A 23028-nucleotide genomic window follows, 5' to 3' on the forward strand; every position below is an offset into this window, starting at 1 on the left:
GATCGACAGGTTCGCGGGTCGTGGGGCGCCATCGCCGCCACGTTCAGGTAAATTGGCGGTTCTCGCCGATGCCGATGCTCCCGCCGTGACCCCAGGCCGCTACACCATCCGCCGCGCCACCCCGGACGACGCCCAGACCCTGTCGGTGCTGGCCACGCGCACGTTCGTGGAAACCTTCGGCCATCTGTACCCGACGGAGGACCTGCAGGCCTTCCTCGATGAGGCTTACCCGGCGCAGCGCCAGCGCATCATTCTTGAACACCCCGACTACGCGGTCTGGCTGCTGGAGCTGGACGGTGTTGCCGTGGGTCATGCCGCCGCCGGTCCCTGTGGCCTGCCGCATGCCGAGGTGCAGCCCGGCGATGGCGAGCTCAAGCGCCTGTACCTGATCAAGGACCAGCAGAGCTGTGGCTGGGGCAGCCGCCTGTTCGAAACCGCGCTGGCCTGGCTGGAACGCGAGGGACCGCGCACGCTGTGGCTGGGCGTGTGGTCGGAGAACTTCGGCGCGCAGCGTTTCTACGCCCGCTACGGCTTCAGCAAGGTCGGTACCTATGAGTTCCCGGTTGGCAAGGTGCTCGACCTGGAGTTCATCCTGCGCCGCCCGCCCACGGCGGCCTGAGCGTGACACTTTCACGGCCTGCAGCGGCTTCACCTGCCGTTGTCCGGTCCATTCGTCTAATGACGCTGTTTCCTTCTGCAGGCGCCCCGCCCATCGGGCTAGGCTGACACCATGAATCCCCCTGTTTTATTGCTGCACGGCATCTGGAACGCACGCGCCTGGGTCGGCCCCCTGGCCTGGCGCCTGCGCGCCCGTGGCTTCGCCGTGGACACCTTCGGCTATTCGAGCGTGTTCGGTGGCCCGGACGTGGCCGTGCCCCAGCTGCTGGAGCGGCTCCAGGGCAGTGGCCCGATTTCCCTGGTCGGCCACAGCCTGGGCGGGCTGGTCGCGCTGGAGGCCCTGCGGCGGGCGCCCGAACTGCCGGTGTCGCGGGTGGTCTGCCTGGGTTCGCCGCTGCGCGGCAGCGTGACCGCGCGCTCCTTGAGCGATCACGGCTGGTCGCTGGCGCTCGGCCGCAGCTCGGAACTGCTGCTGGATGGCCTGCCGGCGTGGGAGGGCAGGGCGCAGGTCGGGCTGATCGCCGGTTCGGTCCCGCACGGGCTGGGCAGCCTGCTCGGCGCCTGTGGCGATGCCTCCGATGGCACCGTGGCGCTGGATGAGACGCAGTTGCCGGGCCTGGCCGACCACTGCGTGATCCCGGCCAGCCACAGCGGGCTGGTGTTCTCGCCGGATGCCGCGCGCCAGACCGCCGCGTTCCTGCGCGATGGCCGGTTCCGGCGTGATGATGCGGCCCACGCCGCCTGAGCGGGCTGGGCACTGACACGGGCCGGCCGGCGGATCAGGTAGAATTCGCGCCCTGTTCCTGACAGAAGCACGAGAGTCACCCCATGGGTAGAGGCCCCTCCATCGAGAACCGCAAAAACGCGTCTGACGCGAAGCGCGGCAAGATTTTCACCAAGATCATCCGCGAGATCGGCGTTGCCGCGCGCGGCGGTGGAGGCGACCCCAACAACAACCCGCGCCTGCGCGTGGCCATGGACAAGGGCCTGTCCTCGAACATGTCCAAGGATGTGATCGAGCGCGCCATCAAGAAGGCGACCGGTGAGCTGGAAGGCGTCGAATACGAAGAGATCCGCTACGAGGGCTATGCCCCCGGTGGCGTGGCCGTGATCGTGGACTGCCTGACCGACAACCGCGTGCGCACCGTGGCCGATGTCCGCCATGCGTTCAGCAAGTGCGGCGGCAACATGGGCACGGAAGGCTCGGTATCGTTCATGTTCAAGCGCCTGGGCGTGCTGCACTTCGCCGCCGGTGCGGACGAAGAAGCCGTCACCGAAGCCGCGATCGACGCCGGCGCGGACGACATCGTGGTCTACCCGGAAGACGGGGCGATCGACGTGGTCACCGCGGCCGACAGCTACCACGCCGTCAAGGATGCGATGGCGGCCGCCGGGTTCACGCCCGACCACGCCGAAATCACCTACCGCGCCGACAACGACATCAAGGTCGAGGGCGACACCGCCCTGCAGGTCAAGAAGCTGCTGGACATGCTCGAAGACCTGGACGACGTGCAGGACGTGTTCTCCAACGCCGACCTCGGCGCGGACGCCTACGCCTGAGCGGGCGCTTCACCGGTCGCTTTGCGCGACCGGTGAGCGGACAATGCGGACCATGATGACCCCAGCCGTTCCCCGTTATCCCCGCCGCATGTGTCCCTCCCGGGCCGCGGGCGGCCGTGTGCGTGCCGCATGACGCGCATTCTTGGCATCGACCCCGGTTCGCAGCGCACCGGGGTGGGCATCATTGATGTGGACGCCGCCGGCAAGGTGGTGCATGTCCATCACCTGCCGCTGGTCCTGCTGGGCGCCGACGACTTCCCGCAGCGGATGAAGCTGCTGGTGGTCGGCCTGACCGCCCTGGTCGAGGAATACCGCCCCGACGAAGTGGCCATCGAAAAGGTGTTCATGGCGCGCAATCCGGATTCGGCCCTGAAACTGGGCCAGGCGCGCGGCGCGGCGATCTCGGCCGTGGTGATGCGCGACCTGCCGGTCAGCGAGTACGCCGCCACCGAGATCAAGCTGGCCGTGGTCGGCCGCGGTGGCGCGGAAAAACAACAGGTCCAACACATGGTCGGGCTCATGCTCAACCTGAAAACCAAGCTGCAGGCCGACGCCGCCGATGCGTTGGCCGTGGCGATCACCCACGCCCATGTCCGGGCCACGGCGCTGCGCCTGGGCGTCAATGCGCGCCAGGCCTGGAGCCGGAAATGAGGAACACTGCATGATTGGTCGTCTGCGCGGGATCGTGGCCTACAAGGCGCCGCCGTGGCTCATGGTCGACGTCAATGGCGTCGGTTACGAACTGGAGGCGCCGATGAGCACCTTCTACGACCTGCCCGAACTGGGCCGCGAGGTCACCTTGTTCACCCATTACGCGCAGAAGGAAGACAGCGTTTCGCTGTACGGCTTCCTGCGCGAGGGCGAGCGCCGCCTGTTCCGCGATGTGCAGAAGGTCAGCGGGATCGGCGCCAAGATCGCGCTGGCGGTGCTGTCCGGCGTGAGCGTGGACGAATTCGCCCGCATGCTGCAGGCCGGCGACATCACCGCGCTGACCCGCATCCCGGGCATCGGCAAGAAGACCGCCGAGCGCATGGTGCTGGAGCTGCGTGACCGCGCGGCCAATTTCGGCGGGGGCGGCGCGCCGATCGCCGGCGCCGCACCGGCGACCGATCCGGTCTCCGAGGCGACCGTAGCCCTGCAGCAGCTGGGCTACAAGCCGACCGAAGCCGCACGCATGGCGCGTGATGCCAATGCCGAGGGTGACGACGTCGCCACGGTCATCCGCAAGGCCCTGCAGGCCGCGCTGCGCTGAGCCGCGCGCCTGCCTTCCCTAGCTAACGACACCAACGACCGCGTCCGCCCGGAGCCCCATGTCCACCACTTCCCCCCAGCACAGCGACGGCCAGGCCCCGCACGGCCACGCGCCGGCGGCCGGCGGCATGGCGCTGATGATCGGCGCCATCGGCGTGGTGTTCGGCGATATCGGCACCAGCCCGCTGTACACGCTGAAAGAAGCCTTTTCTCCGCATTACGGCCTCAACAGCGACCATGACACCGTGCTGGGCGTGCTGTCGCTGGCGTTCTGGGCGCTGAACATCGTGGTGACGCTCAAGTACGTCACCATCATCATGCGCGCCGACAACGACGGCGAGGGCGGCATCATGGCGCTGATGGCGCTGACCCAGCGCACCCTGCGCAACGGGTCGCGCTCGGCCTATGTGGTCGGCATCCTCGGCATCTTCGGCGCCTCGCTGTTCTTCGGCGACGGCGTGATCACCCCGGCGATCTCCGTGCTGGGGGCGGTCGAAGGCCTGGAGGTCGCGGCCCCCGGGCTGCATGCGTTCATCGTGCCGATCACCGTGGTGGTGCTGCTGGCGGTGTTTGCCGTGCAGCGCTTCGGCACGGCCAAGATCGGCAAGCTGTTCGGGCCGATCACCTCGATCTGGTTCATTTCGCTGGCCGCGATCGGCATCTGGAACATCGTCGACGCCCCGGAAGTGCTCAAGGCCTTCAACCCGATGTGGGCACTGCGCTTCTTCATGGAGCACGGCTGGCACGGCATCTTCATCCTCGGCGCGGTGGTGCTGGCCGTTACCGGTGGCGAGGCGCTGTATGCGGACATGGGCCATTTCGGCGCCAAGCCGATCCGCCATGCCTGGTACTTCTTCGTGCTGCCGTGCCTGGTGCTGAACTACCTGGGGCAGGGCGCGCTGGTGCTCAACAACCCCGCGGCGGTCAAGAACCCGTTCTTCGAAGCGGTGCCGGACTGGGCGCTGTACCCGATGATCATCCTCGCCACGATGGCCGCGGTGATCGCCTCGCAGTCGGTCATCACCGGTGCGTTCTCGGTCTCGCGCCAGGCCATGCAGCTGGGTTACATCCCGCGCATGCGCATCACCCATACCTCGCACGACACCATCGGGCAGATCTACATCCCGGGCATCAACTGGGGCATTGCGGTGATGGTGATCGGGCTGGTGCTGGCCTTCCGCAGCTCCTCCAACCTGGCGGTGGCCTACGGCATCTCGGTCTCGGCGACCATGCTGATCGATACCCTGCTGCTGGCGCTGGTCGCCCGTGCGCTGTGGCCCAAGGCCCGCAACTGGATCATCCCGCTGTGCGTGGTGTTCTTCGTCATCGACCTGGGCTTCGTGATCGCCAACGGCGCCAAGCTGCTGCAGGGCGCGTGGTTCCCGGTGGTGCTGGGCATCGTGCTGTTCACCATGATGCGCACCTGGCGGCGTGGGCGCGAGCTGCTGCGCGATGAGATCCGCAAGGACGGCATCCGCATCGACACCTTCCTGCCGGGCCTGATGCTGGCCCCGCCGGTACGGGTGCCGGGCACCGCCGTGTTCCTGACCGCCGACCCCTCGGTGGCGCCGCATGCGCTGATGCACAACCTCAAGCACAACAAGGTGCTGCACGAGCGCAACGTGTTCCTGCATGTGGTGACGCTGCCGGTGCCGTACGCGCCCTCGGGCCAGCGCCTGAAGATCGAGTCGGTGGGCGATGAGTTCTACCGGATCTACGTGCGCTTCGGCTTCATGGAGACCCCGGACGTGCCGCTGGCGCTGATGCGCTCGTGCGACCACGGCGGGATCTATTTCGACCCGATGGACACCACGTTCTTCGCCAGCCGCGAGACCATCGTGGCCACCGCCAACCGCGGCATGCCGATCTGGCGCGACAAGCTGTTCGCGCTGATGCACCGGAACGCGGCCCCGGCGACCGGATTCTTCCGGATTCCGGGTAACCGGCTGGTCGAGCTCGGGGCGCAGGTGGAGATCTGACCGGACGGCCTACCAACGGTCGGCCGCTACCCCACGGTTTGCGATGCAAACCGTAGGCCCCGGCGGCATTCCCCCTTATCCCCGCGCCTTTGGCGCGCCCCCTTGAACAACAAGGGGGCTCTTCCTCCGATGCGATCCCGGTAGTGCCGGCCGCTGGCCGGCTCCTCATGACATCTGCATCGCGCGGCGCCGGCCAGCGGCCGGCACTACCGGACGCGGATCGCGCCGCTTTTGCCGCATAATTGCCGAATGACCGACGACCGCATCATTGCCGCCGGTGCCACCCGCGAAGACGAGGGCACCGACGCCAGCATCCGCCCCAAGCGCATGGCCGATTACCTGGGCCAGGCGCCGGTGCGCGAGCAGCTGTCGATCTACATCGAGGCGACCAAGGCCCGTGGCGACGCGCTCGATCACGTGCTGATCTTCGGGCCGCCGGGCCTGGGCAAGACCACCCTGAGCCATGTGATCGCCAACGAGCTGGGGGTCGCGCTGCGCGTCACCTCCGGCCCGGTGATCGAAAAAGCCGGTGACCTGGCCGCGCTGCTGACCAATCTGCAGCCGCACGACGTGCTGTTCATCGATGAGATCCACCGCCTCTCGCCGGTCGTGGAAGAAGTGCTGTACCCGGCGATGGAAGATTTCCAGATCGACATCATGATCGGCGAGGGCCCCGCGGCCCGCTCGATCAAGATCGATCTGCCGCCGTTCACCCTGATCGGCGCGACCACCCGTGCAGGCCTGCTGACCGCGCCGCTGCGCGACCGCTTCGGCATCGTGCACCGGCTGGAGTTCTATACGCCCGAAGAGCTGACGAAGATCGTCCGGCGCTCGGCCAGCATCCTCAACATCGACTGCACCGCCGAAGGCGCGGCCGAGATCGCACGGCGTTCGCGCGGCACCCCGCGTATCGCCAACCGCCTGCTGCGCCGCGTGCGCGACTTCGCCCAGGTGAAGGCCGCCGGCCACATCGACCAGGACGTCGCCCAGGCCGCGATGCAGATGCTCAAGGTGGACCCGGAAGGCTTCGACGAGCTGGATCGGCGCCTGCTGCGGACCATGGTCGATTACTTCGACGGTGGCCCGGTCGGCATCGAATCGCTGGCCGCCGCCCTGTCCGAAGAACGCGGCACGCTGGAAGACGTGGTCGAGCCGTACCTGATCCAGCAGGGTTTCCTGATCCGGACCGCGCGGGGCCGCATGTGCACGCACAAGGCCTACCGGCACATGGGCCTGAAGCCGAAAAACCCGCCGGCCGACCTGTTCGCGGAGGTCCCGGATGTCGGTTGATCCCCGGGTTGAGCCGCGATTCAGTTGGCCGACACGCATTTACTGGGAAGATACCGACGCTGGCGGGGTCGTATACCACGCCCGCTACGTGGCCTTCATGGAACGGGCGCGCACGGAATGGATGCGTGCACTGGGGTATGGTCAGGAGCGCATGCGCTGCGACCACGGCCTGGTGTTCGCGGTGCGCAGCATGACCATGGATTTCCTCAAGCCGGCGCGCCTGGATGACGCGCTGGATGTCACCGCCACGCTGGTGCAGTGCAAGCGCGCCAGCATGGTGTTCGCCCAGGCAGTGTGCCGGGGCGACCAGACACTGCTGACCGCGCAGGTGAAGATCGCCGCGCTCGATGCAACCACCTTCAAACCGCGTGGCATGGACGATGCACTGCATGCCGCGCTGAAACACCTCGAATTTCCAGAATCCGCACACTGAGGAACAACGGATGATCGCAATGCTCCTGGCCCTGCAGGCCACGGTGACCGAAGCGCTGCCGCAGGAAGTCACCAGCGCCGCGGCACAGACTGTCGCCCAAGCCGCGCATGGCGGTGGCATCAATTACCTGGACCTGATGATCAAGGCCAGCATCCCGGTGAAGATCATCGTGCTGCTGCTGTTGGCCGGCTCGTTCATCAGCTGGGTGATCATCTTCCGCAAGGCGCGCGTGTTCAACGCCGCCAACCGTGAGGCCGACGAGTTCGAAAGCCGCTTCTGGTCCGGCGCGGACCTGGGCAAGCTGTACAGCTCGGCGACCGACCGCAACCGCAAGGTCGGCGGCCTGGAAGCGATCTTCGAAGCCGGTTTCCGCGAGTTCACCCGCCTGCGCGACAAGCGTCGCCTGGATGGCCGGGCCCAGCTCGAGGGCGCCCAGCGCGCCATGCGCACCACCTATACGCGTGAAGTGGACCAGATGGAGCGCAGCCTGGAGCTGCTGGCCAACATCGGCTCGACCGCCCCGTACGTGGGCCTGGTCGGTACCGTGTTCGGCATCATGGTGACCATGCACGACATGATCAACAGCGGTGAGCAGGCCGGCATCGCCTCGGTTGCCCCGGGCATCTCCGAAGCCCTGTTCGCCACCGCGATCGGCCTGTTCGTGGCGATCCCGGCCGTGTGGGCCTACAACCGCTTCACCACCCGCGTGGAGCGCATGTCGGTGCGCTTTGAAACCTTCGCAGAAGAGTTCAGCTCGATCCTGCAGCGCCAGACCGCGGGCGACGAGTAAGCGCCCAGCACAGGAGTCCTGCCATGACCGCAGCCATTGGCCGCCGCAAGCGCCGAAAGCTCAAATCCGAAATCAACGTCGTGCCGTATATCGACGTCATGCTGGTGCTGCTCATCATCTTCATGGTGACCGCGCCGCTGCTCACGCTGAGCTTTGAAGTGGATCTGCCGACCTCCCAGGCCAAGGCGCTGGAGAGCAAGCAGGATCCCGTCGTCGTGTCCGTCCGCCTGGATGGCCAGCTCAGCCTGAAGCTGCCCGAAGCCAAGGACCCGGAGCCGATGGATGCGGCCCGCCTGCAGGCCCAGCTGTCCGCGCTTTCTTCGCAGGACAAGAACCTGCGCGTGATCGTCGCCGCCGACCGGGCCGTGGCCTATGAAAAGGTGGTCGCGGCCATGGACGTGATCAAGCGCGCCAACGTGGAAAAGGTGGGCCTGGCGACCGATGCACACTGAAGCCCTGCCACCGCAGCGCGCACGGGATGAGGAGTGGGGCCTGCCGATCGCGCTGGCGCTCGGCGTCCATCTGCTGCTGGCACTGATCTTCATCGCCGCCTGGTTGTGGTCGCCGCAGCGCACCACCGAAGCGGCCGCCGGCGATCCGGCCATCGAAGCCAGCCTGCAGCTGTCCGCGTCCGAAGCCTCGGCCGCGCGCCAGGCCCTGCGTGCCTCCGAATCGCTGCCGGACCTGCCCGAGCCGGTCGCTGAGCCCGAGCCGATTCCGGAAGACACCGTGCCGCCGCCGCAGCCGTTGCCCGAGCCGCGCCCGCAGGACGCGCCCACCCCGCAGCAGTCGCAGGCGCAGGAACGCATCGCCCAGCCCGACACGGTCGACCAGGAAGCGGTCAACGCGCTGGCGATCTCGGCTGAAAAGGCCAAGCAGGAGCAGGAAGCCAAGCGCCGCCAGGAACAGATCGACCTGACCGAGCGCAAGCGTCAGGAACAGGCCGAGCAGAAGCTGCGCCTGGCCAAGCAGCAGGAAGAGGCGGAAAAGAAAAAGCTGGCCGAGCAGGAACAGAAGGCCAACGACGCCAAGGCCGACGCCGAGCGCGACAAGAAGCTGGCCGAGATCCGCCGCAAGCGGGCCCAGGCCGAGAACGAAGCCAAGCTGGCCGAGCAGAAGCTGCGCCAGGTCACCGCCGCGCGGGCCGCCAATGCCTCGGCCTCGACCGCCGGTGCCACCGGTGCGGCCAAGCCGGCGGCCGGGGCAGGGGGCACCAGCGACGACCTCAGCGCCAAGTACGCCGCCGCGATCCAGCAGAAGGTCTCCGCCCAGTGGACCCGTCCGGATTCGGTCCCGTTGGGCCAGCGCTGCCAGGTCTCGATCACCCAGATCCCCGGCGGGCAGGTCATCCAGGCCAAGGTCAGCGGCAACTGCCCGTTCGACGAGGCCGGCCGCCGCTCGATCGAGGCCGCCGTGCTGAACGCCCAGCCGTTGCCGTACCGCGGTTTCGAGTCGGTGTTCGCGCGCACGATCAATTTCACCTTCACCGCCCAGGATTGATCCCGGGCGGGACCCTGTCGTTAACGGCTCGTGAGATTTGTGCGCCCGGTGACTCGGAATTCACACGGCCTTGGTTCATGATTGCGAAACTGTTCACCGCCGTCCTGTTATCCCTCGTTCTGGTTTCTCCCCTATTGAGCGCTCCATGAAAAAGATGCCTCGCTGGTTTGCCGTTGTTGCGGCCCTGTTGTTGCCCTTTGCTGCCATGGCGCAGCAGAAGGGGCTGGATATCGACATCATCGGCGGCAACGCCTCCGCCACCCCGATCACGGTCGTCCCGATGCCCTACCAGGGTTCGGCAGGTGCGCCCCAGACCGATGTCGCCGCGGTCGTGCGCGCCGATCTGGACCGTTCGGGCCAGTTCCGCAACCTGCCTGAAGCGCAGATCGTCGAAAAGCCGACCCGCGGCAGCGAGATCCAGTTCGCTACCTGGCGGGCGCTGAAGCAGAACTACATCGTGGTCGGCCGCGTCATGGACGCCGGCGCCGGTGCCTATCGCGTCGAGTACGAGCTGTACGACGTGCCCAAGGGCGAGCGCCTGCTCGGCCTGGCGATGACCGCCCGTGGCAACGCCATGCGCGATGTCGCCCACCAGATGGCCGATGCCATCTACGAAAAGATCACCGGGGTGCGCGGCGCCTTCTGGACCCGCATCGCCTATGTCACCGCCAGCGGCAAGGGCGATGCCATGCGCTATGCGCTGATGGTGGCCGATTCGGACGGCTTCAATCCGCAGACCATCGTGCGCTCGGCCGAGCCGCTGCTCTCGCCCAGCTGGAGCCCGGACGGCAACAAGCTGGCCTACGTGAGCTTCGAGCGCGGCAACTCGGCGATCTACATCCAGAACATCTCCAGCGGCGCCCGTGAGCTGGTCACCAGCTTCCGCGGCATCAACAGCGCCCCGTCGTTCTCCCCGGACGGCCGTCGCCTGGCCCTGTCGCTGTCGCGCAGTGGCAACCCGGAGATCTACGTGATGGACCTGGGCAGCAAGCAGCTGACCCAGCTGACCAACCACTTCGCCATCGATACCGAGCCGACCTGGAGCCCGGACGGCAGCAGCGTCTACTTCACCTCCGACCGTGGCGGCCGCCCGCAGATCTACCAGGTGGCCTCCAGCGGCGGCAGCGCCTCGCGCGTGACCTTCCAGGGCAACTACAACGCCACCCCGAGCCTGTCCTACGACGGCAAGAAGCTGGTGGTCGCCCAGGGCAGCGGCAACACCTACAAGATCGCGATGATGGACAGCAGCACGGGCTCGGCCCGCTGGAACACGCTGTCGCCAGGGTCGCTGGATGAATCGCCGAGCTTTGCGCCCAACGCGAGCATGGTGTTGTACGCCGCCCGTGAGGGTGGTCGTGGAGTGTTGTACGCCGTATCGGCCGATGCGCGCGTGCGCCAGCGGCTGGTTCTGGCTGACGGTGATGTTCGTGAGCCTTCTTGGTCGCCATACCGTACAAAGCGCTAACAGAGTGTTAAGATTTCGCCGTATTCATCCCTCATCCGGCTTTAGGAGCCTCAAAGGTATCGCCATGAACAAGACCACCCGCGTTCTGCTTGTCTCCCTGTTGTCCGTGGCCGCCCTGGCCGGTTGTTCCAAGAAGGTCAAGGAAGTGCCGGCTGCCCCGGTTGATACCGGCAGCACCACCGCTCCGACCGGCCCGTCGACCTCGGGCCTGTACGGTCCGGGTGATCTGGATACCGATTCCTGCCTGCGCCAGCGCGTGGTGTACTTCGACCTGGACAAGGAAGAAGTGAAGCCGGAGTTCCAGGCCATCATGGCGTGCCACGCCAAGTACCTGCGTGACCGTCCGTCCTCGCGCATGACCCTGCAGGGCCACACCGATGAGCGCGGTTCGCGCGCTTACAACCAGGCCCTGGGCGAGCGTCGTGGCAACGGCGTGTCCTCGGCACTGCAGGCCAACGGTGGCTCGGCTTCGCAGCTGACCGTCGTGTCCTACGGTGAAGAGCGTCCGGTCTGCACCGAGTCGGGCGAGTCCTGCTGGTCGCAGAACCGTCGCGTCGAGATCGTGTACACGGCTCAGTAATAGATGCGCTTTCGATTTCTATCGATGATCGTTGCGGCAGCCCTCGTGGCTGCCGCACCGGCCAATGCGCAGCGCCAGAGTCTGGCCGACCGCGTCGGCGCGCTTGAGCAGCAGGCGAACAACAACCAGTCCAACATGGACATGCTCAATCAGCTGAATCAGCTGCGTACCCAGTTGCAGGCCCTGCAGTCGCAGGTCGAGCAGCTGCAGCACGACAACGAGCAGCTCAAGCAGACCGGCAAGGACCAGTATCTGGACCTGGACAGTCGCCTGAACCGCCTGGAAGGTGGGGCCCCCGTGCTTCCCGCCGCCCCGGCCGCAGCCGCACCCGCTGCTTCCCCGAAACCGGCAACGGCCGCTTCCGAGCGGCCGCCCTCCGTGCACGGCGATGCCGGCAGCCTGGCTGCCAGTGGCGACGAGCGCACGGCCTACAATGTGGCCTTCGATTCGCTCAAGGCCGGCAAGTACGACGACTCGGCGCAGCTGTTCATGAGCTTCCTCGAGCTGTATCCCAACGGCGTCTATACCCCCAACGCGTTGTACTGGTTGGGCGAAAGCTATTACGCCACCCGCAATTTCCCGCAGGCTGAGGCGCAGTTCCGCGACCTCCTCTCGCGCTACCCGACCCATGACAAGGCGTCCGGTGGCCTGCTCAAGATCGGCCTCTCGCAGTATGGCGAAGGCAAGGTCGACCAGGCCCAGGCGACCCTCGAACAGGTCGTGTCCACGTATCCCGGCTCCGACGCCGCGCGCACCGCGCAGGACCGTCTGCAGTCGATCCGGCTGGGTCAGCAGATCCGCTGAACCCGCCCCGGGCCGCTGGAGCGGCCGGGCCCGGTATAATGTCTGATCGCCAACCGGGCGCTGCCCGGTCCTCCGTGCCGGGCCATGCCCGGCTGTTGTCGTTTCCGAAGCCGTCCCCCAAGAATCACCGCCATGACCACGACCCTGTCCGCTGCCGCCGCTCTCCCCAGTGAGATCGTGCAGTCCCCGCTGCCGCGACTGAAGATCACCGAGATCTTCCTGTCCCTGCAGGGCGAAGCCGATACCGCCGGCTGGCCGACCGTGTTCGTGCGCCTGACCGGCTGCCCGCTGCGCTGCACTTATTGCGATACCGCCTACGCCTTCCATGGCGGCACCTGGTGGGACATCGACGCGATCGTGGAAGAAGTGCTGGCCCAGGGCGTCCACCACGTCTGCGTGACCGGTGGCGAGCCGCTGGCGCAGAAGCGCTGCCTGGTGCTGCTGGAGAAGCTCTGCGACGCCGGCCTGGACGTCTCGCTGGAGACCTCCGGTGCGCTGGATGTCAGCGGCGTGGATCCGCGCGTCTCGCGGGTGGTCGACCTGAAGACGCCCGGCTCGGGCGAAATGGCCCGCAACCGCCTGGAGAACCTGCCGCTGCTGACCAGGCGCGACCAGATCAAGTTCGTCCTGTGCAGCCGTGAGGATTACGAATGGGCCCGCGGCATGGTCCGCGAGCACCGGCTCAACGAGCGCAGCATGGTGCTGTTCTCGCCGAGCAAGAGCGAGGTCAGCCCGCGCGAACTGGCCGACTGGATCGTCGCCGACCGCCTGCCGGTCCGCTTCCAGATGCAGCTGCACAAGCTGCTTTGGGACGACGAGCCCGGAAGGTAACTCCGTCTCGACGTACCCTGATGTACCCGGCGCGGGACAGCGTGCTGGTCCCCCGCAAACCACCGGAAACACCCCATGAAAAAAGCAGTCGTCCTCCTGTCCGGCGGCATGGACTCCGCCGCCGTCGTCGCCATGGCCCGCGAACAGGGCTTCGCCGTGCACGCCCTGAGCGTGCGCTACGGCCAGCGCCACACCTCCGAGCTCGATGCCGCCGCCGCGGTCGCCAGCGCGCTGGGCGTGGTCGCCCACAAGACCGTCAACATCGATCTCCGCAGCATCGGCGGCTCCGCGCTGACCGACGACATCGACGTCCCCGAAGCGGGCGGCGAGGGCATCCCGGTCACCTACGTGCCGGCGCGCAACACCATCATGTTGTCCGTCGCGCTGGGCTGGGCCGAAGTGCTGGGCGCCAATGACATCTTCTGCGGCGTCAATGCGGTGGATTACTCCGGTTACCCGGATTGCCGCCCCGAATTCATCCAGGCGTTCCAGGCGCTGGCCAACCTGGCCACCAAGGCGGGCGTGGAAGGCGCCGGCATCCAGGTCCACGCCCCGCTGCAGTTCCTGAGCAAGGCCGACATCGTGCGTGAAGGCGTCCGCCTGGGCGTGGATTTCGGCTTGACCGTGTCCTGCTACAACGCCGACGACCAGGGCCGCGCCTGTGGTCACTGCGACGCCTGCCGCCTGCGTGCGCAGGGTTTCACGGAGGCCGGCGTGCCGGACCCGACCCACTACGCGTGATGCCGGACGGGTACGCATGAGCGCCAAGATGCGTTAGAATGCGCACCCCCGGCGTCACGTCGGGGATGCAATGGGCCGTTAGCTCAGTTGGTAGAGCAGAAGACTTTTAATCTTTTGGTCGATGGTTCGAATCCATCACGGCCCACCACTGCATCAACAACTTAGGCGCCCGATGGGCGCCTTTTTTGTTGCCTCCTGAAAACCTGTCGCTGGGCTGGTGCGCGTCAGGGTGGCGAAGGACTTCCGCGTGGCCGTGGCGACCCGCGCGGGCGCATGGCCGGCGTGCCGGCGGGTTGCTCGCGCGCTGCGCCTCGATCCCACGGTGACGCTCGAGCACGACGAGTTCGCTGACCGTTGGCGCGCGCGTTTTTGTGATCCATGACGCAGTGCGAGGCCTCTTGTGGCCGGAACGGAAGGTGTCTACCGCGCTGGCCGCAAAGTCCGCTCGATTGCGCAAGGGCGACTACCTGCGTGTCCGCCGGTCTTCCTACAGCACGCTACTGAAGGCCCAGGAAAACGGCACGGCGAATTTCGCACCAGGCTCTTCTCAAGCTATGAGGCGTGACTTTTTTCATTAGATTAAACGTCTGAGCAGACAGGCCTGGAAGACAGTGACAAGAGATGGAATGCAGCGACGGAGAATTCGCGAAGGTAAGCTGCGCCCCCCTGATGGACTCAGCTCCAGTGTTTGAAGAGTGGGTATATTCTGACAAGAATGCCGGCTTTATCTTACATCGGCGACGCTGGATATGATCCACGATCAGTTACCCCCGCATCTCGTTACCGGTGCTAGCGGTGGAGCTTATCAATCGCGAAGTGCCTGGTACTAATTGATCTTGGTAGAAAACTATTAGGCCTCGGTATGCAATGGCGAACGCTCGTGTTGTCTTCGCTTTTCCCTCTGCTTTCAGCCTGCGGTTCACAACCTCGAGGCGTGCCTCCACAGGTGTCATCGGCCGGCTTTACAGCCCTCACATCTTGGAAATTTGGCGGTTGGATCTATCTGGAAAACGAAACGTATGTTCCCGGTGCGATTGCTGTATCAAAAAAGCCGGTCATCACGAAATGCAGATCTGTGTCGCATGACATTAGGGTCGAACACTACGGCGCTTCCATCTCCGACCTTGAAAGTACATGCCTTAACGTCAGCTCTGCAGCCAGAGAGGCAGAGCATTGGTTTCCAGGGCGCAGCGCCAAGTATTCCATCATTGTCGTCCCGGAAGGGCACTCGATATACGTAAAGAGGCGTAGCCTCGTGATCAACTCAATTCACGTAACATTAGCGATAGCTGACTTCAGCATGCGCAATAGATACGACGGTAATTTGGTGGATTTGGTCGCGCATGAGTCTTTTCACGCGCTTGGCATCCTGGCGAATGACCAGCGGGGCGGAGATGAGTACACTGCCTACTACGCTGGGTTATGTGCACAGCTTGAGGTAATCGGATCAATTCCGGAATCCGCCTTGCCCGGCGCCCCGTTGATGGACGGCGCGGACGAGGCGACGCGGAACTCCTCAGGAACTGCGTACTTGGTAAGACGCGAGGTTTTTCCTCTGCTGCATGACGGCTCCATCACTTCAGATAGTGACGGAGGCAGGATTTTGGCTAAGCGTTGCCAGGAACTCAGGAGCGGCATTCATAACTCCGACGACTAGCTGCAGCCATGGATGCCTCACGCGTTGAAAAATATCCGTACCTGTTCCGCATGCGGAAGAAATCATACGCATTCGGAATGTAATTGCCCTGGGAACCTGCTTTGTGCCCTGATCCCTACCGTGAGCTTGCTGCTGCGGTAGTACGCCAGCATGCGGCGGGCGGAAGACACTCGGGTCGGCAAGTCGAACTGACAGCTCGGGCTGCCATTGGCCGCGGCCGGGAAGGGCGCTCCCGAGTTGCATCACAGCGAATTGCGCCTTTCACCGAGGCGCAGCAGGGCAAGGACCGATGCCCGTCCATCGCCCGGGCGCGCACCATGTACCTCCCGACCTTGAGCACGACATGCCGCCTCCCGGAGAACGCGTGCGTCCCGGCGGTCGATCCGGAGCACTGCAATGGCACTGGTGATGGATGTCCTGCAGACCGCCGTCGTCTTTGCGACGGTGCTGTCCCTGTTTGGTGTGCTGCTGCGCGCTCGGCATTTGCACGCCGGCAGGTCGGACGGCCTGGCCGGTTCCACACCTGTGCCCGACACCGGCGCAGGGCCTCCCAAGCGTCGGTCAGGTGCGCGTGGGCATCCGCGCAACGGTGCGCAGCGAGCGCAACAGGCACACCGCCGAGACCAGGCAGGTCGCGATTACCGTCATCGACAACGGCAGGTGGAAGGCGCGGTGGCCGAATACGGCGAAGCCGAGGTGAATGAGGAACGTCGCGATGCCCAGCCCCGCGCAGACCATCGCAAAGCCACGCGCCCTGCTGGTCTGCAGCAGCACGTGGCGGTAGCCGAGCAGCACCAGGCCGACGGCCAGCAGGTTGAAGACCAGGAAGCCCTGCACGCCACCGGGCAGCAGGAACATCTCCCACTCACGCCAGAAGGCGGCGTCGATCTGGTGGAGGATCAAGGCAAGCAGGGTGGCGAAGTAGCTTCTTTCCATGGGACAGGCGTTGCCGAAGGCCGCGAATCTGCAGCGTGCACAGTGTAGCGGCGCTCATCGTGTGCCTGCCTATGCGCCCGCTTCGCCGCGGTCCGGGCTCAATGCAGCGCGCTGTCGGCGATGAGCGTATCGACCAGGCGCTGCGCACGGGCCCGTGCGCCTTCGCCACGACGCGGCGCGACCGGCAGGTCCGGACGGATGCCGGCCACCTCGTCACTGCCATCGGCGCGCAGGCGCACGCAGTTCGGAACGCGCAGGCGCAGATGCGAATGGGGTAGTTCAGGCATCGCCTGCGCACTCATGAAGCCGCAGCCGTACCCTCCGCTGTGTGTCCCGACGATGCGGGCGATGTGGTTGTCCTGCATCCGCGCTGCGAACATCTCGGCGGAGGACGCCGTCTTCGCATTGGTGAGTACATATACCGGGCCTTTCCAGGCGCTCCAGTGCTCGCGTACATCCTGTGACCAATCGAGGCGGTGCGCGATGAGGAAGTCATCGAGGGTGTCCACGGCCGGGTTCGGCAACGGGCCGCCGGAGGTACCTGCAGGCACGAGGCGCCGGCATGTTGGGCCGTTCCAGTCGTGCTGCACCTGCCAGGCCCAGGACAGATCGCAGGCCGGCAGTGTCGCAGCCTGCCGCGACGCCTGGAATGCCCGCCGCTCTGTAGTGAGCAGCCTGCGCGCTGCGGCGTTGGGGCGGTGATTGCGCAGTGCGTCGTCGAGCCGCTCGTATTGTTCGTCCAGATAGGGCTTGCCGGCCGGGGACTGGCTGACCTGGAGCACGGCCGAGGCAACCGGCTGCGGGGTGAACAGCCGCGCCAGCGTATCGCCACTGTCGTCGCCCCCCGGGTTGTCGCCGACATCCACCAGCACGGCGTCCACGCCGTCCTGTTGGAAACGCCGCAGGCTTGCAGCGATCACCGCGACCCAGCCCCGGGCCAGGGTGCCGCGCATGTCGTCGGTGGAGTCCGCATGCCGCAGTTGCGGCCACAGTGCGTGGCAGAGACCCGGATAGCGCAGGGCGTCGAACTCATGCAGGCGCAGCAGCCCGATCGTGTGCCCATCCGGCAGCGAGAGAATGCCGGCCCGCAGCACAGGATCGGCGTCCTCGTTGAGTGGATGGTAGCCGGCCAGCGTTTCCAGCGGCAGGCTGAAATCGTGCCGGCCTTCATCGGCCACGCCGAGCGCGGCACACCCTGCGCTCGCGCCCAGCGTGCGCGGCTCCACCGCAGTGGGCGAGGCCGTGTCGGACGCTTGTTCAAGCGGGTCGAGCAGGCTGAGGTGACCATCCTGGAACCCGGCCAGGAAAGTGCGCAGGGCTTGGCGCGCCTGCGTATCCGTACCTGCTTCAGCCAGCGCACGCCTCGCCGCGACATCCAGTGCGGGAAGATCCACACCGCTTTGTGGCGAGGCGGCCCATGCCAGATGCGCGTAGTCCTGCTCCAAGGCGCGCTTGAGCGCCACATGGTCGGCCTGCCAGGCGCTGCGATCGAATGCCGGCGCGGCAATGGATGCCTCCGGCGCGGCGACGCCCAGCATCGCGAGCATGAATACAGTGCCACTCATCCCTGCCATACAGCCTCCTTGCGACCCGGCGCAGTGCCGCACGGGGCAAGGGTGACGGGATCGTGTGTGCGATCGACTCGGGTCGATCGTAGCCAATGCGCGTGTTCCCCGGAAGTCCCGGTGTCGCATCACGCCACCGTCCCCACGACGGGCGCACGATCAGGTCATACCCGGCCACAGTGGGTCCCCGATCCCACGGAGCGGTGTGATGAGTACCGTCCAATCCGGCCACGCGATACGCGAACTCAACCAGATCATCGGCATCGCGCGCGATGGCCACGACATCTACGCCAGAGCCGTCGCCGACGACGGGACGCAGGATCCGCAGTTGAACGCGCTGATGATGCGGATGGCCGCAGCGAAAATGCAGGTCATCGATGGGGTCACGCGGCTGGTGCGCGACGCCGGTGGCCATCCCGCACGCCGCGGTACCTTGGCTGGCAGCCTCCGTGGCGGCTTCGGCAGGTTGGGTACCGTACTCGGGGATGCGGGCATCCAGTACGCCAGCGAGAGCCAGGCAGCTGAAGCGCGTCTGGTGAGGGCACTCGAAGTGGCCGCGCGCGATGGCGCACTGACGGCACATGCGCGACGAACGCTCAACGGCATGCTGCTGGAGACGCGGCTCGGTTGGGACGACATGCGCCAAGAGGTAGATGACCTGCGGGGCCGGGATGCATAGTCACCCACACCGTCACCCACACCTTCAAGGAAGCACGCGCATGCGCAGCGTCGCGAATCAACCGCGTCGCGAATGAGCTTCGTAGTGAAGGATGCGAGAGATTGAAGGACGCGAGATGTTGAAGGGTGCGGGATGGCGCCGAGTGCGCCCGGTCGCCGCCCACATGTGAGGGCTGCGCGGATGCGCAGCCCCACCATGCGGCAGAGGGATTACTTCTGCTGCGGCTTGCTGCCTGCGTCAGGGGCGTTCTTGGTGTCCTGTTCCTGCTTCTGCTGCTTGGCCTGCGCGTCCTTGCGATCCTGTTCGGATTGCGGGCCTTTCTGCGCTGCAGCGGCATTCTTGACGTTGTTTTCGTTGTTCTGCATGTTGGACATGGTGTGACTCCAAGGCGACGTGATGTCGCAACCCCAGCGTGGACCTGGCGCTGTTACGCGGGGGTCGCACTGGGATGAGCATCGGGTCAGGGTCGTCTCATGTCGAAATGGAACACCACACGGAGGCAGTTGCTGAGGGCGTTCCGGGTCTACATCAGGGCTCTACCTTGGACGTGTCTGGAAATGCTCTCCCTTCCTGTACTCATATCCCGTCAGGCTCCATCCGCCTCCGTGACCCGTGCGAGGCTGAACCCACCTGTAGGTCCAGGACTGGAACGTGCCATCGGGAAGCGTGTTTTCGACCTTGTACTCCTCTCCCGGGATGCCTCTCTCCGGGAGCCTGCCGGGCGGCTGGGGCGTGCTGGAGAGGGTGTTAGACAGCCCATCAGCGAACAGTTGCATTCTCTCGGTGGTGACCGTTCCCCGCCCCATGGGAGCGTGGTCCGGAGAGACCGTCGCAATCCAGTCGAGTAGCTCCGCGGCGTGTGCGTCCTCACTGGCGTATGTCCGCGTCGAGACAACGACTGTAGACAGGTGGGGCGACGATCCGGCGGCCGACGCCGTCGATGATGTCCCTGTTGAAGAGAGCAGGGCGATCAGTAAAGTGACAAGTGCGGATTTCATGTGCGTTCCCGTTTTTAATGTCCAAGGCTGGCGACTTGGATGATTCCGCAGAACATCGTCGATGTTCATCAGGGAATGCCGTCGTCTTCGGGTGTGAAATCCACATTTTCGTATACCACCAGCGTGGGCCGGATCCAGCGTGCGGAGGTGACGCTGATCGACAGGCCGCTACGTTGCCGCGATGAGTGCACGGTGTGCGGTCGGGAACGTATGTCAGCGCACGTCGTTGACCGAGAGGCGGTGTCTGATCGCCGCTGGCCGTATCAGGATCGGCAGAGTGTGCCGCAACGGTCGCTGCTGAACCCGGCAATGGCCTGCTGCAGGCGCGGAACGTCGCTTGGGTCCACCTGTTCCAGCGCGTCCTTCAACGCGTCACGCACTGGCTGCCGTTGCTCAAGCTGCAGCATCTGCGCGTAAGGCGCCGCCGTTTCCGCCAGCGCGCGGACCAGGGTCCGCTTCAGCGTGCTGCCCGCCGGCTGGGCACGCATCACCTCCAGCATCTCCAGATACTGGCGTTGCGCATTGCGGCGAAGGGTGTCGGTGCCGCCCGGTCCCAGACCGGCGAGCTCTTCGGGCGTTGCAACGGTCAGCCACGTATCCACCAGTGGCTGCATCCGTGCACCGCACTGCAGCAGGTACGGCAGCAGCAGGCCCAGCTGTGCCTGGAAGCGCTCGGCGTTGCGGTTGCCTTGGCGGGCCTGCTCGCCGGAATGGAGGAGCACGGCTGCTGGCATCGCACCCATGCCGAACTGCATCAACCGGGTGGACAGCGTTACGCCGTACTGGCACGCGTTGGTCAGCAGACCCAGGTCCGCCGTCGCGTAGTCCGGCGCCAGGACGTCGGTCTTGTTGGTCACCGCCGCCAGCAGCTGCATGGCGCGTGGGCTGTCGAGCTGCTCCGGTGCGTTGTCGGCGTCGGCTTGCTGCAGCAGTTGCAGGTAGTCGCGCGTGGCTTCGTACTGCGCCATGAACTGCGGCGGTATGTCATCGGCACGTGCGGGTGAGGCGACCAGCAACATCACGAGGAGGGCCGCGCCCAGCGGTGTCTGTGCAGACGCACGCGCCGGCCATGCCAGTCGTCGCGTGAGAGAAGAAAACGGGCTGCCACTCATCCGGGGCATGGTCCTTGGATCGATTCGGGCATGGAGCGTAGGTGACTCGGGGCAGGGCGGCAACCCGGTGCGCAACATGCGTTGCCCGGGCATCCTGTGGGTGCCCGGCATTCGGTTGTCCTCGAATGACGGTGAACAGAGATGCAGGCGTGGGCCGTGAGCGGTCTGCCTGTGCACACCGCAGAACCGGTTACGGGGGCACAATAGCCAGTCATTCGTTGATTGTTGTTGGAGGTGCCATGAACCGTTTCGTCCTGCTGGGTGTGGGGGCGCTTGCGCTCGCGGCCTGTTCCAAGCCGGCGCCGTCCGATACCGCGACGCCGGCAGAGCCTGCCGCGCCGGCCACGTCGGCCGCCGCTGCCAGCGCGCCCACCGCACCCGCCAGCCCGACCCTGCAGCCGCCGTCGTTCGATTGTGCCAAGGCGCAGTCCGAGGCCGAGCAGCAGGTGTGTGGCGACGCACGCCTGGCGGCGCTGGACCGCCAGCTGGCCGCGCTCTACAAGCGCGTGCAGACCAGCCCGGATGAGCTGGACATCGCGGCCGAGCAGCGTGGCTGGATCAAAGGCCGCGATGCCTGTTCGCGTGCGGTGGATCCGCACCGTTGCCTGGTGGAGTCCTACCAGACGCGTCTGGTCGAGCTGACCATCAACGGCGGCGGCATCCAGGTGCCGGCCAAGGTCGAGTACCTTTGCGATGACAACAGCAAGCCGGTGACCGCGGTGTTCTACAACGACATCGATCCCACTGCGGCCGTGATCAGCTGGGGCAATGACCAGGCCATCGTGTTCCCGGTGCCGGTCACCCGCGAGGAAAACAACGGCGGTCGCTGGGGACGCGAAGGCGTGGACCTGCGGACCCACAACGACCAGACCACGCTGGAGTTCTACGGCACCACGCTGCAGTGCCAGGTCGCCAGGTAAGGGCAGGCGCCGCCGCGTTGCTCAGCGCACGCGGCGGTAGCGCACCTCGTTCTGCCGGTCGCCCACTTCGGTGGTGACGAAGCCGTCGCGGCTCTGGCTGATGTCGAACACGCTGCTGCCGACGTTGAGCTGGCCGCCATTGACCCAGCCGTTCAACGACTGCCCACGCGTCTGTGCGCTCATGCGGCCGTCGCTGTCGATGCGCATGCGGATGTCGGCGTTGAAGGTCGGGTTGTAGCCCTCGAACTCGCCGACCATCCAGTCGGGCACATAGGACGTGTGGCGGGCGCCCTGGTAGTTTTCGTCGTCGTAGCGCGCGTCATCCTTGTTGGCGTTGTGGGCCAACGCGCCGAGAATCGCCGCGCCGATCAACACGCCGGCGGCGACCTTGGCGTCGTGGTTGTCATCGTCATGGCGGTCATCGCGATCGCTGCCGCCATGCACCCGGAACGAGGCGCGGCAGCCATCGTCGACCCAGACCTCGCGGCGGTCGTAGTCCCAGGTACGGCCCTGGCGGCAGTCCGCACCGGACAGTTTGCGGTCCAGGGTGACGTAGCCCGCGCGGGGCAGGGTGCAGGACTGATAACGGTTGTCGCGGCTCTCGCAGGTGACGAAGTCGTCCGCGCGCGCGTCTTCCAACGGCAGCATCAACAGCAGGGGCGTGGCCAGCAGCATACGGAAGAGCATGTCGTCGATTCCGGAAGGGAAAAGGAGCGCGTCGCATCGTATGGGGAGCGGGAAACCCCCGTTCCCTGGCACCGACGATGGGCACGCGCACATGAAATCCGGATGAAGGTCGCCCCGCAGGCGGGTCCCCTCAGGCGCAGGCCGCCAACGGGTGCTGGAAACAGGCACGGATCGCGTCGAGCAGTTCGCTCATGGTGTAGGGCTTGGGCAGGAAATGCATGCCCGGGCCGAGCTGCGGCACCACGACGGAGGGCTCCAGGCCCGAGGTGACCAGCACCGGCAGCCCGGGCTGTTCCTGCTTGACCCGATGCGCCGCCTCGATGCCGCTCACTTCGCCCAGGCAGACATCGGTGAACACCAGGTCGAAGCGCTCGCCGGCCTGCAGCAGGCCGAGCGCGGCTTCGGCGGAACTGACCGCAACGACTTCGCAGGCCTGGCTTTCCAGCGCCATGCGGCTCAGTTCGCGGGTGTCTTCGGTGTCTTCGATCAACAGCACGCGCGGTTCGGGATGGTGCTTGGACAACAACATGGAGCGTGGTTCCTGCTTACCCCCGGAGAGGGGCGCGCAAGTATCGCGGGCCGCCGGTGAGGAGACCGTCGACGGCGGCCCACTGCCGGGTGAATCGACGCTG

The 23028-nt window shown here is 66.1% G+C and carries 26 protein-coding genes and 1 tRNA gene; 20 read left to right on the forward strand and 7 right to left on the reverse strand.

Annotated elements, in window-relative coordinates:
- Positions 1–85: 85 nt before the first annotated feature.
- The 18 genes from HH110_RS03950 to HH110_RS04035 all read left to right on the forward strand — a co-directional run bounded on the left by HH110_RS03950 (position 86) and on the right by HH110_RS04035 (position 15499).
- Positions 86–619, forward strand: a complete 534-nt coding sequence (locus HH110_RS03950) for a GNAT family N-acetyltransferase (protein ID WP_176988415.1) — start codon at positions 86–88, stop codon at positions 617–619.
- Positions 620–730: 111 nt separating this feature from the next.
- Positions 731–1363 (forward strand): triacylglycerol lipase, encoded by a 633-nt coding sequence (locus HH110_RS03955; protein ID WP_176988416.1) that lies wholly within the window; start codon positions 731–733, stop codon positions 1361–1363.
- Between the two features lie 83 nt (positions 1364–1446).
- Complete coding sequence (locus tag HH110_RS03960) at positions 1447–2178, forward strand: YebC/PmpR family DNA-binding transcriptional regulator (RefSeq protein WP_176988417.1); 732 nt, start codon at positions 1447–1449, stop codon at positions 2176–2178.
- A gap of 129 nt (positions 2179–2307) precedes the next feature.
- Positions 2308–2829, forward strand: a complete 522-nt coding sequence (gene ruvC / locus HH110_RS03965) for a crossover junction endodeoxyribonuclease RuvC (protein ID WP_121039160.1) — start codon at positions 2308–2310, stop codon at positions 2827–2829.
- Between the two features lie 10 nt (positions 2830–2839).
- Entirely contained in the window at positions 2840–3430 is a 591-nt protein-coding gene (ruvA, locus tag HH110_RS03970) for a Holliday junction branch migration protein RuvA (protein WP_088433901.1), read from the forward strand.
- A 127-nt stretch (positions 3431–3557) separates the two neighbouring features.
- Complete coding sequence (locus tag HH110_RS03975; RefSeq protein WP_176988500.1) at positions 3558–5408, forward strand: potassium transporter Kup; 1851 nt, start codon at positions 3558–3560, stop codon at positions 5406–5408.
- Positions 5409–5657: 249 nt separating this feature from the next.
- The gene (gene ruvB, locus HH110_RS03980; RefSeq protein WP_121039149.1) at positions 5658–6698 is read left to right on the forward strand and encodes a Holliday junction branch migration DNA helicase RuvB; all 1041 of its coding nucleotides are present in this window, start codon (positions 5658–5660) and stop codon (positions 6696–6698) included.
- Positions 6688–7131, forward strand: coding sequence for a tol-pal system-associated acyl-CoA thioesterase (gene ybgC / locus HH110_RS03985; protein WP_176988418.1), 444 nt, complete (start codon positions 6688–6690; stop codon positions 7129–7131). The genes ruvB and ybgC overlap by 11 nt, the downstream gene beginning before the upstream one ends.
- Before the next feature lie 10 nt (positions 7132–7141).
- Positions 7142–7921, forward strand: coding sequence for a protein TolQ (tolQ, locus tag HH110_RS03990; protein ID WP_121039143.1), 780 nt, complete (start codon positions 7142–7144; stop codon positions 7919–7921).
- A gap of 23 nt (positions 7922–7944) precedes the next feature.
- Positions 7945–8373: a protein TolR gene (gene tolR / locus HH110_RS03995; RefSeq protein WP_121039140.1), complete on the forward strand. Its 429-nt coding sequence runs from the start codon at positions 7945–7947 to the stop codon at positions 8371–8373.
- Positions 8363–9421 (forward strand): cell envelope integrity protein TolA, encoded by a 1059-nt coding sequence (tolA, locus tag HH110_RS04000; RefSeq protein ID WP_176988419.1) that lies wholly within the window; start codon positions 8363–8365, stop codon positions 9419–9421. Before tolR ends, tolA begins: the two co-directional genes overlap by 11 nt.
- Positions 9422–9566: 145 nt before the next feature.
- Complete coding sequence (gene tolB, locus HH110_RS04005) at positions 9567–10886, forward strand: Tol-Pal system beta propeller repeat protein TolB (protein WP_176988420.1); 1320 nt, start codon at positions 9567–9569, stop codon at positions 10884–10886.
- 64 nt (positions 10887–10950) lie between these two features.
- On the forward strand, positions 10951–11466 hold the full coding sequence (pal, locus tag HH110_RS04010) for a peptidoglycan-associated lipoprotein Pal (protein ID WP_176988421.1): 516 nt from the start codon (positions 10951–10953) through the stop codon (positions 11464–11466).
- A gap of 3 nt (positions 11467–11469) precedes the next feature.
- Positions 11470–12270, forward strand: a complete 801-nt coding sequence (ybgF, locus tag HH110_RS04015; RefSeq protein ID WP_176988422.1) for a tol-pal system protein YbgF — start codon at positions 11470–11472, stop codon at positions 12268–12270.
- 132 nt (positions 12271–12402) lie between these two features.
- Complete coding sequence (gene queE / locus HH110_RS04020) at positions 12403–13101, forward strand: 7-carboxy-7-deazaguanine synthase QueE (protein WP_176988423.1); 699 nt, start codon at positions 12403–12405, stop codon at positions 13099–13101.
- 75 nt (positions 13102–13176) lie between these two features.
- Positions 13177–13842 (forward strand): 7-cyano-7-deazaguanine synthase QueC, encoded by a 666-nt coding sequence (queC, locus tag HH110_RS04025; RefSeq protein WP_176988424.1) that lies wholly within the window; start codon positions 13177–13179, stop codon positions 13840–13842.
- 72 nt (positions 13843–13914) lie between these two features.
- Positions 13915–13990: transfer RNA gene (locus tag HH110_RS04030), tRNA-Lys, on the forward strand.
- 732 nt (positions 13991–14722) lie between these two features.
- On the forward strand, positions 14723–15499 hold the full coding sequence (locus HH110_RS04035) for a hypothetical protein (protein ID WP_176988425.1): 777 nt from the start codon (positions 14723–14725) through the stop codon (positions 15497–15499).
- A gap of 561 nt (positions 15500–16060) precedes the next feature.
- On the opposite strand, the gene HH110_RS04040 is transcribed toward HH110_RS04035, so the two are convergent.
- Together HH110_RS04040 and HH110_RS04045 are read right to left on the reverse strand one after the other, a co-directional pair.
- Positions 16061–16435 (reverse strand): DUF6713 family protein, encoded by a 375-nt coding sequence (locus tag HH110_RS04040; RefSeq protein ID WP_176988426.1) that lies wholly within the window; start codon positions 16433–16435, stop codon positions 16061–16063.
- A 98-nt stretch (positions 16436–16533) separates the two neighbouring features.
- Positions 16534–18009, reverse strand: coding sequence for a S41 family peptidase (locus HH110_RS04045; protein ID WP_176988427.1), 1476 nt, complete (start codon positions 18007–18009; stop codon positions 16534–16536).
- A 199-nt stretch (positions 18010–18208) separates the two neighbouring features.
- On the opposite strand from HH110_RS04045, the gene HH110_RS04050 reads away from it, so the two are divergent.
- Positions 18209–18679, forward strand: coding sequence for a PA2169 family four-helix-bundle protein (locus HH110_RS04050; RefSeq protein WP_176988428.1), 471 nt, complete (start codon positions 18209–18211; stop codon positions 18677–18679).
- Positions 18680–18888: 209 nt separating this feature from the next.
- Here the strand turns inward: HH110_RS04050 and HH110_RS04055 are convergent, their stop codons facing one another.
- The 3 genes from HH110_RS04055 to HH110_RS04065 all read right to left on the reverse strand — a co-directional run bounded on the left by HH110_RS04055 (position 18889) and on the right by HH110_RS04065 (position 20900).
- On the reverse strand, positions 18889–19053 hold the full coding sequence (locus HH110_RS04055; protein ID WP_176988429.1) for a hypothetical protein: 165 nt from the start codon (positions 19051–19053) through the stop codon (positions 18889–18891).
- A 162-nt stretch (positions 19054–19215) separates the two neighbouring features.
- Positions 19216–19677, reverse strand: a complete 462-nt coding sequence (locus tag HH110_RS04060) for a hypothetical protein (protein WP_176988430.1) — start codon at positions 19675–19677, stop codon at positions 19216–19218.
- Between the two features lie 263 nt (positions 19678–19940).
- Positions 19941–20900 carry a hypothetical protein gene (locus tag HH110_RS04065; RefSeq protein WP_176988431.1) on the reverse strand — a complete coding sequence of 320 codons (960 nt, stop codon included), beginning with the start codon at positions 20898–20900 and terminating at the stop codon, positions 19941–19943.
- 128 nt (positions 20901–21028) lie between these two features.
- Between HH110_RS04065 and HH110_RS04070 the strand changes: the two genes are divergently transcribed.
- Entirely contained in the window at positions 21029–21709 is a 681-nt protein-coding gene (locus HH110_RS04070) for a lysozyme inhibitor LprI family protein (RefSeq protein ID WP_176988432.1), read from the forward strand.
- A 21-nt stretch (positions 21710–21730) separates the two neighbouring features.
- Here HH110_RS04070 and HH110_RS04075 read toward each other — a convergent pair whose 3' ends face one another.
- Complete coding sequence (locus tag HH110_RS04075) at positions 21731–22396, reverse strand: DUF3011 domain-containing protein (RefSeq protein ID WP_176988433.1); 666 nt, start codon at positions 22394–22396, stop codon at positions 21731–21733.
- 130 nt (positions 22397–22526) lie between these two features.
- A complete protein-coding gene (locus HH110_RS04080; RefSeq protein ID WP_176988434.1) occupies positions 22527–22925 on the reverse strand; it encodes a response regulator in 399 nt (132 codons plus the stop codon).
- Positions 22926–23028: the final 103 nt, after the last annotated feature.

The organism is Stenotrophomonas sp. SAM-B (assembly GCF_013387485.1).
GTDB lineage: Bacteria > Pseudomonadota > Gammaproteobacteria > Xanthomonadales > Xanthomonadaceae > Stenotrophomonas > Stenotrophomonas maltophilia_AA.

Excerpts from the sequence above, each read along its gene's own strand:
- HH110_RS03955 (WP_176988416.1), top strand. The coding sequence starts at position 731 with ATGAATCCCCCTGTTTTATTGCTGCACGGCATCTGGAACGCACGCGCC.
- HH110_RS03960 (WP_176988417.1), top strand. The coding sequence starts at position 1,447 with ATGGGTAGAGGCCCCTCCATCGAGAACCGCAAAAACGCGTCTGACGCG.
- ruvC (WP_121039160.1), top strand. The coding sequence starts at position 2,308 with ATGACGCGCATTCTTGGCATCGACCCCGGTTCGCAGCGCACCGGGGTG.
- ruvA (WP_088433901.1), top strand. The coding sequence starts at position 2,840 with ATGATTGGTCGTCTGCGCGGGATCGTGGCCTACAAGGCGCCGCCGTGG.
- HH110_RS03975 (WP_176988500.1), top strand. The coding sequence starts at position 3,558 with ATGGCGCTGATGATCGGCGCCATCGGCGTGGTGTTCGGCGATATCGGC.
- ruvB (WP_121039149.1), top strand. The coding sequence starts at position 5,658 with ATGACCGACGACCGCATCATTGCCGCCGGTGCCACCCGCGAAGACGAG.
- ybgC (WP_176988418.1), top strand. The coding sequence starts at position 6,688 with ATGTCGGTTGATCCCCGGGTTGAGCCGCGATTCAGTTGGCCGACACGC.
- tolQ (WP_121039143.1), top strand. The coding sequence starts at position 7,142 with ATGATCGCAATGCTCCTGGCCCTGCAGGCCACGGTGACCGAAGCGCTG.
- tolR (WP_121039140.1), top strand. The coding sequence starts at position 7,945 with ATGACCGCAGCCATTGGCCGCCGCAAGCGCCGAAAGCTCAAATCCGAA.
- tolA (WP_176988419.1), top strand. The coding sequence starts at position 8,363 with ATGCACACTGAAGCCCTGCCACCGCAGCGCGCACGGGATGAGGAGTGG.
- tolB (WP_176988420.1), top strand. The coding sequence starts at position 9,567 with ATGAAAAAGATGCCTCGCTGGTTTGCCGTTGTTGCGGCCCTGTTGTTG.
- pal (WP_176988421.1), top strand. The coding sequence starts at position 10,951 with ATGAACAAGACCACCCGCGTTCTGCTTGTCTCCCTGTTGTCCGTGGCC.
- ybgF (WP_176988422.1), top strand. The coding sequence starts at position 11,470 with ATGCGCTTTCGATTTCTATCGATGATCGTTGCGGCAGCCCTCGTGGCT.
- queE (WP_176988423.1), top strand. The coding sequence starts at position 12,403 with ATGACCACGACCCTGTCCGCTGCCGCCGCTCTCCCCAGTGAGATCGTG.
- queC (WP_176988424.1), top strand. The coding sequence starts at position 13,177 with ATGAAAAAAGCAGTCGTCCTCCTGTCCGGCGGCATGGACTCCGCCGCC.
- HH110_RS04040 (WP_176988426.1), bottom strand. The coding sequence starts at position 16,435 with ATGGAAAGAAGCTACTTCGCCACCCTGCTTGCCTTGATCCTCCACCAG.
- HH110_RS04045 (WP_176988427.1), bottom strand. The coding sequence starts at position 18,009 with ATGGCAGGGATGAGTGGCACTGTATTCATGCTCGCGATGCTGGGCGTC.
- HH110_RS04050 (WP_176988428.1), top strand. The coding sequence starts at position 18,209 with ATGAGTACCGTCCAATCCGGCCACGCGATACGCGAACTCAACCAGATC.
- HH110_RS04055 (WP_176988429.1), bottom strand. The coding sequence starts at position 19,053 with ATGTCCAACATGCAGAACAACGAAAACAACGTCAAGAATGCCGCTGCA.
- HH110_RS04060 (WP_176988430.1), bottom strand. The coding sequence starts at position 19,677 with ATGAAATCCGCACTTGTCACTTTACTGATCGCCCTGCTCTCTTCAACA.
- HH110_RS04065 (WP_176988431.1), bottom strand. The coding sequence starts at position 20,900 with ATGCCGGGCACCCACAGGATGCCCGGGCAACGCATGTTGCGCACCGGG.
- HH110_RS04070 (WP_176988432.1), top strand. The coding sequence starts at position 21,029 with ATGAACCGTTTCGTCCTGCTGGGTGTGGGGGCGCTTGCGCTCGCGGCC.
- HH110_RS04075 (WP_176988433.1), bottom strand. The coding sequence starts at position 22,396 with ATGCTCTTCCGTATGCTGCTGGCCACGCCCCTGCTGTTGATGCTGCCG.
- HH110_RS04080 (WP_176988434.1), bottom strand. The coding sequence starts at position 22,925 with ATGTTGTTGTCCAAGCACCATCCCGAACCGCGCGTGCTGTTGATCGAA.